General features: G+C 44.5%; 10 protein-coding genes. 5 read left to right on the top strand and 5 right to left on the bottom strand.

The features are described from left to right. Positions 1 to 9: 9 nt before the first annotated feature. Positions 10 to 645 (top strand): LysE family translocator, encoded by a 636-nt coding sequence (locus tag ABD744_RS17430; protein WP_344799835.1) that lies wholly within the window; start codon positions 10 to 12, stop codon positions 643 to 645. A gap of 75 nt (positions 646 to 720) precedes the next feature. On the opposite strand, the gene ABD744_RS17425 is transcribed toward ABD744_RS17430, so the two are convergent. Beyond that, a complete protein-coding gene (locus ABD744_RS17425) occupies positions 721 to 1,608 on the bottom strand; it encodes a Tim44 domain-containing protein (RefSeq protein WP_344799834.1) in 888 nt (295 codons plus the stop codon). A 162-nt stretch (positions 1,609 to 1,770) separates the two neighbouring features. Between ABD744_RS17425 and ABD744_RS17420 the strand changes: the two genes are divergently transcribed. Next, positions 1,771 to 2,355 carry a DUF1415 domain-containing protein gene (locus tag ABD744_RS17420; protein WP_344799833.1) on the top strand — a complete coding sequence of 195 codons (585 nt, stop codon included), beginning with the start codon at positions 1,771 to 1,773 and terminating at the stop codon, positions 2,353 to 2,355. Here ABD744_RS17420 and ABD744_RS17415 read toward each other — a convergent pair. Further along, the gene (locus ABD744_RS17415; RefSeq protein ID WP_344799831.1) at positions 2,342 to 3,034 is read right to left on the bottom strand and encodes a class I SAM-dependent methyltransferase; all 693 of its coding nucleotides are present in this window, start codon (positions 3,032 to 3,034) and stop codon (positions 2,342 to 2,344) included. The two genes, ABD744_RS17420 and ABD744_RS17415, sit on opposite strands and share 14 nt — an antisense overlap. A gap of 62 nt (positions 3,035 to 3,096) precedes the next feature. On the opposite strand from ABD744_RS17415, the gene ABD744_RS17410 reads away from it, so the two are divergent. Then, the gene (locus ABD744_RS17410) at positions 3,097 to 4,089 is read left to right on the top strand and encodes an ion channel (protein WP_344799830.1); all 993 of its coding nucleotides are present in this window, start codon (positions 3,097 to 3,099) and stop codon (positions 4,087 to 4,089) included. Positions 4,090 to 4,094: 5 nt separating this feature from the next. On the opposite strand, the gene ABD744_RS17405 is transcribed toward ABD744_RS17410, so the two are convergent. Genes ABD744_RS17405 through ABD744_RS17395 form a run of 3 tightly spaced genes read right to left on the bottom strand, consistent with a single transcriptional unit; the run spans position 4,095 to position 6,104 of the window. Next, complete coding sequence (locus ABD744_RS17405) at positions 4,095 to 4,931, bottom strand: PIG-L deacetylase family protein (RefSeq protein ID WP_344799829.1); 837 nt, start codon at positions 4,929 to 4,931, stop codon at positions 4,095 to 4,097. A gap of 4 nt (positions 4,932 to 4,935) precedes the next feature. Next, the gene (locus ABD744_RS17400; RefSeq protein ID WP_344799828.1) at positions 4,936 to 5,826 is read right to left on the bottom strand and encodes a hypothetical protein; all 891 of its coding nucleotides are present in this window, start codon (positions 5,824 to 5,826) and stop codon (positions 4,936 to 4,938) included. A gap of 59 nt (positions 5,827 to 5,885) precedes the next feature. After that, complete coding sequence (locus ABD744_RS17395; protein WP_344799827.1) at positions 5,886 to 6,104, bottom strand: hypothetical protein; 219 nt, start codon at positions 6,102 to 6,104, stop codon at positions 5,886 to 5,888. A gap of 140 nt (positions 6,105 to 6,244) precedes the next feature. Here ABD744_RS17395 and ABD744_RS17390 point away from each other — a divergent pair, with 140 nt between their 5' ends. Then, a complete protein-coding gene (locus tag ABD744_RS17390) occupies positions 6,245 to 6,877 on the top strand; it encodes a cyclic nucleotide-binding domain-containing protein (protein WP_344799826.1) in 633 nt (210 codons plus the stop codon). Positions 6,878 to 7,056: 179 nt separating this feature from the next. Next, positions 7,057 to 12,181, top strand: a 5,125-nt coding sequence (locus tag ABD744_RS17385) for a hypothetical protein (protein WP_344799825.1), incomplete at its 3' end; no start/stop codon positions are given.

Below are 12,181 nucleotides of genomic sequence, written 5' to 3'. Positions count from 1 at the left end.
AGAGGCCTTATGGAACTGGGTATCATCAGCCTGACGGTCTTGGCCGTTTTTATCCCAACATTTTTTATCGTGTCTTTGACTCCGGGCATGTGCATGACTTTGGCGCTGACAATGGGAATGACCATTGGCTTAAAACGAACGTTTTGGATGATGGCTGGTGAGCTTTTAGGGGTGGGCTTAGTCGCCACATTATCGGTGGTGGGTGTGGCAACCATAATGCTTCAATACCCTCAGGTGTTTAACGTTTTTAAATACCTGGGAGGTGGGTATTTAGGCTACCTAGGCCTTCAGTTATGGCAATCGAAAGGAAAAATGGCGTTGCAGCAGGATGGGTCGCATAGCTTCGATGTATCGCCTTATGCACTTGCTCTGCAAGGCTTTGTAACCGCAATTGCTAATCCAAAGGGGTGGGCATTTTTTGTTGCGTTATTGCCTCCTTTTTTGGACGTATCTAAGGCAATGGCGCCTCAGCTAGCGGTATTAATTGGAGTGATCTTGATATTGGAGTTTCTGTGTTTGCTGCTTTATGCCGCAGGCGGAAAAACAGTAAGTCATCTGCTTCAAAATGCGAATAATGTACGGATCATTAACCGGATAGCAGGTACGTTAATGATGGGGGTTGGCTTGTGGTTGGCGGTGGGTTGATTGCTGATCGTCAGAAATTAAAAAAGGGCTGCATTTGCAGCCCTTTTCAGTATTGAAGCCTAAAGTATCGAAGGCTTAGTTTTCGATGCCGATGATGAACCATGGTGCGTTTGGCTCTTTTAGGTCTCGTTCTAAATGCCAGATGTCTGTGATGTCTTCTTCAATGCCTTCAATATTGTCTTTGTAGCGTCCGCTGAACTTGATACTGACTTGTGCTGTTCCAAACACTTGGTGGGCACGAACCAAATCTGCATCCAAGAACATAACCTCGGTGTTTTGTTCACCTTCCAGTGTTTTTCTTTCTGCGATTAGTTCTTCGCCCAGAGATGGACTTGTGTATTCAGCGATGATGTCGAAGTCGGCTTTGTTCCAGGCTTCTTGAAGGGTACGATAATGATCGCATGAACCGGCAAGAAATCCGTTAACGTCAAAACCAGGAGGTAAATCTAAAGGCACTTCTTCACCTGTTTCCTGGTTCTCTGCTCGGCCTTGGGCACCACCAAACGAAGCAGGTCCTGAAGCATCGGCTGGTGTTTCATTGGTACGGAACTGCTGTGAACCTGAGTCAGCATACGCTGGTCTTGGTTGTGCCAGAGAAGACGCTTTCGCTTGTGACATGCCTTTAAACAGCTTGTAGGCAACGAATGCGATAAGCCCGATGATGAGGATGTCCATGAACTGGATACCTTCGAAGGCGCCCCCCAGTAGGGCTCCAATTAAACCGCCCGCAAGTAGGCCGCCAAGAAGACCACCCATTAGGCCTTTCTTCGAGTTAGATTTTAGGTTTTGAGCATTTGCCGGTTGATTTGCGTTATTTTTATTGTCAGCAATTGGCTTGTTAGCGGGAGCAGTTTTGAAGGATTTACCGAAAGATTTACCACCGCCGAATTTTTTTGCTTCTGCTTCTGCGACAGTGAAAGTAAATGCAAAAAGAATGGCCATTACGGCCCAAATGTTTTTCATAATTAACTTTATCCTGCTTGTGCTTTACTGAACTTGAGTGTGCATCGTATCTAGATTGTCAGACAAGTCAACTAATCTGAAGTTTCCTTTGTTGTTTTATTCGATAATTTAATTCCATTACAATGCTCTGCAATTTGATTCAAACAAATGGGTGAGTATTTCATGCCTGAGTCTTTGAAGGCTTACGAGTTGCAAACTCGAGCGTGGGTAGAGAAGGTGATTGTCGGATTTAATTTTTGTCCCTTTGCTAAAAAAGAGGTGGTCAGAGACAGTATTCGATACGCCATATTTGGCTATGAAGGCAGTGGCCGAGATGTATTTTTTGATGCGTTAGAAGAAATCTTAAAAGAGTGCAGGTTGCTGGATGAACACTCTGAGATTGAAACTACGCTCGTGGTTTTTCCGAAACTCCTTGGTGAGTTTGAGCAATTTCTTGATTTTTTAGGGTTTGCAGAACAGTTAATGATTGATAATGGCTATGAAGGTATTTATCAATTAGCGAACTTCCATCCCGATTATTGCTTTGAGGGTGAGAGTCAGGGTGATCCTTCCAATTACACCAACCGATCGCCGTACCCCACTTTTCATATTATTCGAGAGGAAACGATGGAAAAGGTGTTGGCGAATATTTCCGATCCGGAAGAAATACCGGCGAGAAATATTCGGGTGGCCCGTGAAATGGGAAATGATAGGTTAGCCTTAATATTAAAAGGGTGCATGGAATCTGCCAACGTTAAGGCTGATTGATCTCTGTGTCGCCAGCTGCACGATAAATGATGACGTGTTTGAATTCATCAAACCGTTCTAATGGTGGCAGTGTTTCAGCGTTACCTTCTGAGAATTGTTGATAACCTTCTACATTCAGGTTTTTGACTCTGGAGTCGGCCATCAGGATGCTCTTGCATTCTTTCCGGAGAAGAGAGAGCAGGGGAATGTTGTCTCTGTCGTACAGAACATCGGCTGCCAGGATGGTGTCTATTGGTTCGTTGAGTTCTGAGATTAACTGAAAGAAATCCTCGCTGAATTCAATTTCTACATTATTAAGTGCAGCGTTTGCTTTGCAGCTTACAATCGCATCTTTATCTATGTCGCAGGCAATGACCCGTTTGGCGCCAAACTTGGCTGCGGCGACGGCTGCGATTCCGGAACCAGCGCCAAAATCCACGACAACTTTGTCTTTTACTGAGTCCGGATTTTGCTCTATATACTGGGCCATGATTTGTCCGCTTGCCCAGCAGAAACACCAGTAAGGTGGTGCCTCCCAGATAACGCGTATTTCTTCTGGGCTAAATGGTCTGTCCATGTTGCTGTCGTCCAGTAACCACAATTGTAACCAGGGGGTCAGTGGCATACGAGTGGGAATAATATTCGCTGAAGGAATGGTTCTGTGGAGCAGCATTTTAAGATCATTTAAGACGTCAGACATTTTCTCGTCCTTCTGTATTCTCTGTCTATACTCAGTAAATCGGCAGCGGATTATAACGAGTTATGAACGAAACATCTCATTCAACTTCCTGTCTTTATACTTATCGGGATGGTAATCAGTGCCAGGAAACCTGTAACGAAGATTCTCCTTTTTGTTATTGGCATGACCCCGTTATTGATAAATCGACTCACGATATTAAAGAGAAGCTGGAAGCCTGGGCAAAAACCGGCAAGCCAATGGATGGCTTCCAGTTAAAAAAAGTGGATCTTTCTAATATTAATCTTGTTCGACGAGGTTCCAAGGTCGGCTATTCTTTTCGCGATGCAGATCTGTATCGTGCGAACCTGAATCGAGCGCATTTATTTGCCATGGACTTCAGTGGCAGTTCGCTTATGAAAGCGGATTTAAGCTTTTCTAATCTACATTGCGCGAATTTGCAGGGCTGTAACTTGCTGGGGGTCGATATCGGTCGTTGCAGGCTGGAGAACATTAACTGGGGGGATTTGGTTTGTCAGGAAGAAAAAGCCAAAGAAGCACAAAAAGAAGGTGAGAGTCAGTTGGCCAATGACCATTGTCAGGAAGCTGAGGAGATATATCGTAACGTTCGTAAAAACTGTGAAAAACAGGGGCTTTTTGAAACGGCGGGCTATTTTTTTCATCGAGAAATGGTTATGCGTCGGTATCAAATGCCGTCAAATTCTTTTCCCCGCTTCATGTCAAAAATGGTTGATGTTTTTTGTGGCTATGGTGAAAAGCCATTGAGGGTGGTTCTGTTTTCCATGACCTTGATTTTATTTTGCGCAATTACTTACTTTTTTTTAGGAATTTCTGCTGGTGGCAGTATGTTGGGGTTCAGTGTTGCTTCTTCTTTTGGTAATAATTTTATGGCCTTTGCCAACTGTTTGTATTATTCAGTGGTGACTTTTACCACATTAGGCTATGGCGACTTTACACCAGTGGGGCCATCGAAAGTTATGGCCGCCATTGAGGCGTTTGCTGGCAGCTTTACCATGGCATTATTTGTGGTTGTCTTTGTTAAGAAGATGACTCGTTAATTTGTTTATTTTTCATTATTGAAATGCGCCAGTGTCTGCATCGAGAAAGCTTCCAGTATGGGTGCTAAAAAAGACGATATCGTCAGAGATTGATCCGATAGCAGAGGGGTTAATTCAATTGCCAAATTCAGCGATCTGGCTGAATCCGAATTATGACTCGAATTGAACGTTGCGTTGGCCATGCGTCTGCCTAAGACTGCTTTGTCATAACCTTTGTTGCCATCTATTTGCGAGTCGTAGATGCCGATCAAAGCCTGTTCAAGGTTTGCCATTGGGCTACAATCCAGTTCAACCAGAAACTCTTTTGGTACCCAGTCGAGACTGCCCCAGACTTCTACACCGTAGATGGTCGGTTTGTAGTGATGGTCAGATTGCATGATCTTTCTGATGGCCGTGATGACGACTTCACAGACCACTCTATGCGTGCTGTGTTTATCGGTGGGGCAATGAGTATAGATAGTATCAGGTCGAGAGGTGGCGAGTTGTTGACTTAATTCGCAGGCAAAAAACTCCATCTGCTCTTTCAGTTCTTTACTGGAAATATCCCACTGGATGCAAAAGGCATAATCGCCTATTTGAGCTGCCTTAATCTGTTCTGATTGGCGAATGGCGCTCAGCTGAGTATCTGATAAGTTGGCATATCGCCCACCTCTTGAGGCTCCGCTCCCGTTGGTTAGAGTGATAGAACTGAACCAGTCAGACTCTTTTAAGTAGCATTGCTGGATACCTGAGTAACCGATAATTTCAGCGTCGTCCTGATGAGCGACGATCGCAAGATGGTTAGTCTTTTGGCATGCGGATTCTTTGGTATGTTGTGGATGTATATGGACAGTGGTTTTCATGAAGTCAGTCGTGGGGTTCCGTTGGTGTCAAATATTGCAATGCTCTTAGAGCCGCAGATTGGCTTGCAGACTGCTTGGACTCATGCAGGTTTGCATCATAGAGCCGTGTGAGTTCTTCTTCCAGTAATATAGCTAAAGCAGAGCTTTTGTTTAAGCACCGGCCATGAAAGCCAACGTTGAAGCCGGATGAAGGGAGGTTATTATTTTTTATAGCGATATCAACGAATTTAAGTAGCGCGTTAGCTGCATTACGGATGCAAGAAAGAGCACAGGCGTCACCTGCCAGAGCCAACTGATTTACTACTTTTGTAAATGAATACATATCCTGGGCGTTTCCCTGTTTTTCAGTTAACTGGCTCAAACTCTCTGTACCAAAGTGTTTATGAGCTGCTTTGTAAAGGGAGGTTATGTTTCCAGCGGACAGCTGCTCCAGTGACTCTTTAATGGCTTGCGCAGAGATTCCGTGCCCTGAGCCTGTTATTTCAGGGGCCTCAGGAGAAGGCTCGATCGTAAACAGGTTCCCGTCTGTCCGGTAGCCAAGTGCCGATGCATTTAAATCAGAGATTAGCGTAATGCAGGGGCCTTTCATCTGAAATTTTAAAAGACCTAAAAATGCGGCGGATGTTGTTTCAATGCGTTTTTTTGGGAAGTATGCAGATAGACTTTCAGTAAAGTCGAACTGTTCTTTTGTGTTCATCCAGCCGGCGATGCCAATCACTATGGATTGCACTGAAGGATGTTGTTTGATTATGTTCTTCAGGAAAGGCGTGATTTCTTCGAGAGTATTCGTATAAAAATTGCAGGTAGCTAAGTGATCTTCAAATACGATCTCTTTTGCCTGATTTATCATACAAATATGAGTGCTTGAATCTGCAGCGTCTATTCCCAGGAACATAGAGCTATACCAAAAGTAGGCCCAAGCAGTTAAATAAAGTTAACGGCTTGGCCACGCTTTTACAGATGGAGGTTGTTTAAATCAACGGTCTTTTGTCGGTTGTATGTTTCAACGACAGTACCGTCTTCCATGATATGGACAAATAAATTATCAATTTCACCTTGAGAAGCAGGATATTGGATACTTACCGACTGGCCATTCATGTCGGCCAGTTTTACTTTAAGCTCTTCGAGGTCCTTGCAGGAAACTTCTAAATCAAAAGTCTTGATTAAATACATCCAGTAACACCTATTTTGCGCGAGTTTAGCTTAATTTTTGTATCAGGGTTCTAAAAGACTAACATCTTTACTCCTTAAAACTTAATATTAAGTTATGATTATGGCAAGGATATTTCGTACTTATTAGGTAGGAGTCTCGAATGTTGATCGAAGTCGACATGGAAGCAGATCAGCTTCAGCGTTTATTATTGGGTGTTTCTTTTTTTAATGATGTAAAGAAGTTGGGTGATGATCAGTTTCAGATACTGATGTCCTTGGCTCGGGTTTATAGAGCATCGCCGGGAGAGGTGGTTATTTATAAAGGGGATATAGATTCTTCTATATACTTTTTATTGAAAGGCCAGTTAGAGGTTTATTCCGGGGAAACCGTTAATCCCGAAGAGAAGGTGAATTACATCTCACCAGGTGAGAGCTTTGGCACGTTTGCAATGATCAGCGGCAATGAGCGAAATGCGACTATTGCGGCCGATGAAAATTGCCATGAAGTCATACTGCTTTCTCTCAATGCAGACTTATTTTCGGATCTATACAATCATGAGTTGGTAAGTCTGGGGGTGAAACTGGCTTTTTACAGAATGGCTTGTCACAGTGCTCGATGGAAATTAGAAATGTATCGAATGGAGCACCCGGACTCTCCTTTGGTTCCAAAACTGCGCGAAGTGAAGCTATTTACCGGGCAGAAAGACAGCCAGGAAGAGCTGGAAGCGCTTAAAGATCAGGCTCAGGCGTTGTCGGATTTGTTAAATCAATGGAATCATTATTTCAATAGCTGAGGGTCGTCGGCGCTGTTATTACTCTTAAATTAAAACCCAACTTTACATTGCCTTTACGGTAAAATGTGAACTGGCGCAGCTTAGGTCTGGCTGATTAAGGTTGAGAGCGCGTATTATTTCAAGTAGTTTAGCCAGTTAGAATAAAAATACTAATGATAGGATTTTGCCTGGGAGGCAGAGTGGACTTTTTTAAATCTGTACGTAAATCAATGCAGCACCTGAAAACGGTTGGTGCTCTTTCCGCGTTGGTGATTATTGCCGGTTGTGATGAAAGTGGTGATTCCATCGGCCCTAAGCCAGACATTACTTTGAGTGGTCAGGTAATGAAGGGCGCTTTGGTGGGTGCCCCTGTTAATTTGTTTCGGGCGAGTAATGGTTCTATTAATGCGTCTCCCAATATTGAAGGGACGGATGATAACTTATATACCGACAGCAACGGTTCATTCAGCATTTCCTTGAACGGTAACTCTTATCGAAATAAAACACTCGTTGTAAAAGTGGGTAAGGCGGTCTGCGATCGTGCAGCGGGATGTACTGACTCAATGGGAAATACCGTTGACTTGAATGACGAGTATTTTTTGGGTAATTACCGATGTGATGCACCTGAGGGATGTATTGATCCAACGGATGGTACGACGGTTGTTCCTTTTGGAGACTTGGTTCCAATCGACTTTGAATTAATTGCGGTTGTACCGGAAATCAGTAATGACGACTCGGTTCGCTCTCAGAAGATTAATGTCTCTGTATTAACGACGCTTATGGAGCAGGAAATTCTTCTGCTTGGTGGATTTAGTGAGTTAACCGCTGGAGCAGGCAATCGAAAAATTGCGAATGTGTTTCAATTGGACGGTATCAACCCGCTTACGCAATCTATGGTTGATGTCGCGAATTTGTCCAGCGGTGTGACTAATACTAACTCATATTTGTTGTCAGTTTTAAATGCTGGCACCATTGCTGCCAGCACAAGACCGACTGAAGGTAACCCGGTTTCAGTGGGTGTTGGCCTTAGAAATCTGATTTCTGAATTTAATAATCGTAGCTATCAGTTCTACTACAGAAACTCGAGTGCAAGTGATGTTGATCTTGAGGCAATCTATGCAATGGCTCAATCTATAACCTCTCACGCAGAGGTCAGCCCATTCGTATCTGACGCAGCAAAAACGGCGTTGACGGAAAAAGAGACGTTTGTAAACGATCAGCCTGCGGATGTGGCGACCGATGAAGAATTTGACGTAAGTCTTGATTCAGATACCCAGGCTGCGCTAAATAACGCGAAAGATTATATGTTTGATACCTTGGATTGGTATTCAGATACAGCGGCAACAGGTACGGTGGCTCGCAATAAATTTGATTATATGATGGACAGCCTGAGAACCGGTCAGCAAGAGTCCTTGCCTTATATGGAAACTCTGGGTAATGACTTTACTTTGGTTTTGGCTGCTTCACTGAAGACCATTCAGGATGCGCCAGCGGGTACCACAGAATTTACTTTGAACTCTCTAGATAAAGATGGAAATGCCGTTGAAGCAGCACTGACCAAAGAAGGCAGTGGCTACCGCGTTGAAGGTGACTACTTAAATACGAACTTCAATATGTTGTTTACGTATGCCGACTCGACCAGTTCGGATTTGGCTGCAGAACCTGCGGAAGGCGAGGCTGACGACAGTGTTTACCGATTTACGGTGAGTGCAACAGGGGATTCGGTGGCTGCGTCAAACGTGGGGTTAACGCTGAAATTTACCACAAGTGCAGTGATCGCGCTTCAGCTTGATTCAGGATTTGATGGCACCGAAGAGACGGTTGTAAGGTCGTCTTTCCGTTGGGACGATATCTCATTGGCGCAGCAAACTACCGTAGGTTTGTACAGCGCTGATTTGGGGCGGTTGACCATTGATGGGCAATTGACGTTCTCGATGGAGCATGTGGCGGATACAATTTTAAGGTCTGATGGCAATGGCGGAACGGTAAGCTTTGATGTACCGAGAGTGGATGGCAGAGAGTTTGTTTTCTTGCAGTTTGGTAATAACGACCCAGGCAATGAAGACCCGACTAAGTTCCGGGTAACGGTTGGAGATACCGATGAAAATACCGGTGATACTTGGCCTGTCAGTTACTTGTTCAGTGTCCGAAATCATGTGGTTTCTGATACGGAGCGTTACAGTGCAGAAGCGTTTGGATCTTTTGCTCAGGATTATCTAACGGGCACAGGTGCAAACCAATGGGGTGAAACCGCCTGTGATTTTCTGCCTGTTGCTTATGGTATTTCGATTACCAAAAATACCAGCGATGGTGATGAGCTAACTTATAACGACATCGACGTTATTCTTGATCCGAGCAACCTGGATAGTGACGGGAATATTGCTCAATTGTCGTATGCCTTGTCCAGTGTCAGAGAAAAAGCCCAGCCAAACTCAACCATTGTGCCGCTAAAAGATGAAAGTAAGCTTTGCCCAATTACGTTCACTAATGCGCAAGACGTTGAAACGACCGTGGATTTTTATGAGTCACAGACGATCAGTGAAACCGGCAGATATGACGATCATTTGTTTGTTTATTTGGCTGTGCCGAATTTGACCAATAACCACTCACTGTCTTTCGGTGATAACGCCTCTACGGCACAGTTGAGCTATGACGACTGCGAGAACTTTGGTGCTTACGCATCATCAAGCAATAACGTGCTTGGCCGTCTATACAGCTGCGCAACTCCGGCTGCCGACAGTGATGATGCCAAATGTCTGGCGGATGAAAAGTACATTGACTTCAGCTCCGGCTTAATCTCAGGAAAGAAAATTGAGCGTGTTAACGGGGTAATTGAGGAAGTAGACGACAACTACAGTTCTTGTGAGGACTACGACCCTGATACTGGTGAAAATGAATGGGAGGTTCGCTATCTTGACGGAACGTTCCAGGTTTTACCGGTAGATATCAGCAATTTTGGGATTAATGGTACAACTGTAGAGCCAGCAGAATCTAACTCGGAAGATACAATAACCCTTAACGGTCAGGTATTTAGAGGTGCTGTTGTTGGCGCGCCTGTTAATATATATAGGGCCAGTAATGGTTCTATTAATGCGTCACCCAATATTGAAGGGACGGATGATAACCTATACACCGACAGCAACGGTTCATTCAGCATTTCCTTGAACGGTAATTCTTATCGAAATAAAACACTCGTTGTAAAAGTGGGTAAGGCGGTCTGCGATCGTGCAGCGGGATGTACTGACTCTATGGGAAATACCGTTGACTTGAATGATGAGTATTTTTTGGGTAATTACCGATGTGATGCACCAGAGGGGTGTACTGATCCAACGGATGGTACGATGGTTGTTCCTTTTGGAGACTTGGTTCCTATCGACTTTGAGCTCACAACGGTTGTCCCTCTAATAAGCAATGATAATTCTGTTGGTTCGCAAGATGTAAATGTTTCTGTTCTAACTTCGTTAATAGAGCAAGAGATTCTGCTTTTAGGTGGCTACTCTGAATCAAGTGCTCGCGCTGGAGTTGATAAAATTTCAGATGTATTTCAGTTGGGGGGTATTGATCCATTAACACATCCAATGGTGGATGTTTCAAGTATATCTGGGACGGTAGATGACAGTTCTTGGATACTGTCCGTTGTTAATGCAGGTACAATAGCTGCAAGTACTAGGCCTTCTGAAGGTAGTCCTGTGTCTATGGGGGCAGCGCTCAATAATTTAATCTCTGAGTTCAAAAACCGTAACTATCAGTTTTATTACAGAAACTCGGGTGCAAGTGATGTTGACCTGGAAGCAATCTATGCAATGGCTCAATCTATAACCTCTCATGCAGAGGTCAGCCCGTTCGTATCTGACGCAGCAAAAACGGCGTTGACGGAAAAAGAGACGTTTGTGAACGATCAGCCTGCGGATGTGGCGACCGATGAAGAGTTTGACGTAAGTCTTGATTCAGATACCCAGGCTGCGCTAAATAACGCGAAAGATTATATGTTTGATACCTTGGATTGGTATTCAGACACAGCGGCAACCGGTACGGTGGCTCGCAATAAATTTGATTATATGATGAACAGCCTGAGAACTGGTCAGCAAGAGTCCTTGCCTTATATGGAAACTCTGGGTAATGACTTTACTTTGGTTTTGGCTGCTTCACTGAAGACCATTCAGAATGCGCCAGCGGGTACTACAGAATTTACTCTGAACTCTCTAGATAAAGATGGGAATGCCGTTGAAGCTGCGCTTAGTCAAGAAGGCAATGGTTACCGGGTTGAGGGCGATTATTTAAATACGAACTTCAATATGTTGTTTACGTATGCCGACTCGACCAGTTCGGATTTGGCTGCAGAACCTGCGGAGGGCGAGGCTGACGACAGTGTTTATCAGTTTACGGTGAGTGCAACGGCCGACTCGGTGGCTGCATCAAATGCGGGTTTAACGCTGAAATTTACCACAAGTGCAGTGATCGCGCTTCAGCTTGATTCAGGATTTGATGGCACCGAAGAGACGGTTGTAAGGTCGTCTTTCCGTTGGGACGATATCTCATTGGCGCAGCAAGCTACCGACGGTTTGTACAGCGCTGATTTGGGGCGGTTGACCATTGATGGGCAATTGACGTTCTCGATGGAGCATGTGGCAGACACCATTCTAAGGTCTGATGGCAATGGCGGAACGGTATTTTTTGATGTGCCGAGAGTGGATGGCAGAGAGTTTGTATTTTCACAGTTTGGTAATAACGACCCAGGCAATGAAGACCCGACTAAGTTCCGGGTAACGGTTGGAGATACCGATGAAAATACCGGTGATACTTGGCCTGTCAGTTACTTGTTCAGTGTCCGAAATCATGTGGTTTCTGATACGGGGCGTTACAGTGCAGAGGCGTTTGGATCTTTTGCTCAGGATTATTTATCGGGTACAGGTGCTAACCAGTGGGGCGAAACTGCCTGTGATTTTCTGCCTGTTGCTTATGGTATTTCGATTACTAAAAATACCAGCGATGGTGATGAGCTGACTTATAACGACATCGACGTTATTCTTGATCCGAGCAACCTGGATAGTGACGGGAACATTGCTCAGTTGTCGTATGCCTTGTCCAGTGTCAGAGAAAAAGCCCAGCCAAGCTCAACCATTGTGCCGTTAAAAGATGAAAGTAAGCTTTGCCCAATTACGTTCACTAATGCACAAGGCGTTGAAACGGACGTGGATTTCTATGAGTCACAGACCATCAGTGAAACCGGCAGATATGACGATCGTTTGTTTGTTTATTTGGCTGTGCCGAATTTGACCAATAACCATACACTGTCTTTCGGTGATAACACCTCAACGGCACAGC

It is taken from the genome of Litoribacillus peritrichatus (assembly GCF_039537985.1).
Taxonomy (GTDB): Bacteria; Pseudomonadota; Gammaproteobacteria; order Pseudomonadales; family Litoribrevibacteraceae; genus Litoribacillus; species Litoribacillus peritrichatus.
The sequence above is the reverse complement of the archived record's forward strand: the minus strand, read 5'-3'. Positions and strand labels throughout refer to the sequence as shown.

Excerpts from the sequence above, each read along its gene's own strand:
- ABD744_RS17430 (WP_344799835.1), top strand. The coding sequence starts at position 10 with ATGGAACTGGGTATCATCAGCCTGACGGTCTTGGCCGTTTTTATCCCA.
- ABD744_RS17425 (WP_344799834.1), bottom strand. The coding sequence starts at position 1,608 with ATGAAAAACATTTGGGCCGTAATGGCCATTCTTTTTGCATTTACTTTC.
- ABD744_RS17420 (WP_344799833.1), top strand. The coding sequence starts at position 1,771 with ATGCCTGAGTCTTTGAAGGCTTACGAGTTGCAAACTCGAGCGTGGGTA.
- ABD744_RS17415 (WP_344799831.1), bottom strand. The coding sequence starts at position 3,034 with ATGTCTGACGTCTTAAATGATCTTAAAATGCTGCTCCACAGAACCATT.
- ABD744_RS17410 (WP_344799830.1), top strand. The coding sequence starts at position 3,097 with ATGAACGAAACATCTCATTCAACTTCCTGTCTTTATACTTATCGGGAT.
- ABD744_RS17405 (WP_344799829.1), bottom strand. The coding sequence starts at position 4,931 with ATGAAAACCACTGTCCATATACATCCACAACATACCAAAGAATCCGCA.
- ABD744_RS17400 (WP_344799828.1), bottom strand. The coding sequence starts at position 5,826 with ATGTTCCTGGGAATAGACGCTGCAGATTCAAGCACTCATATTTGTATG.
- ABD744_RS17395 (WP_344799827.1), bottom strand. The coding sequence starts at position 6,104 with ATGTATTTAATCAAGACTTTTGATTTAGAAGTTTCCTGCAAGGACCTC.
- ABD744_RS17390 (WP_344799826.1), top strand. The coding sequence starts at position 6,245 with ATGTTGATCGAAGTCGACATGGAAGCAGATCAGCTTCAGCGTTTATTA.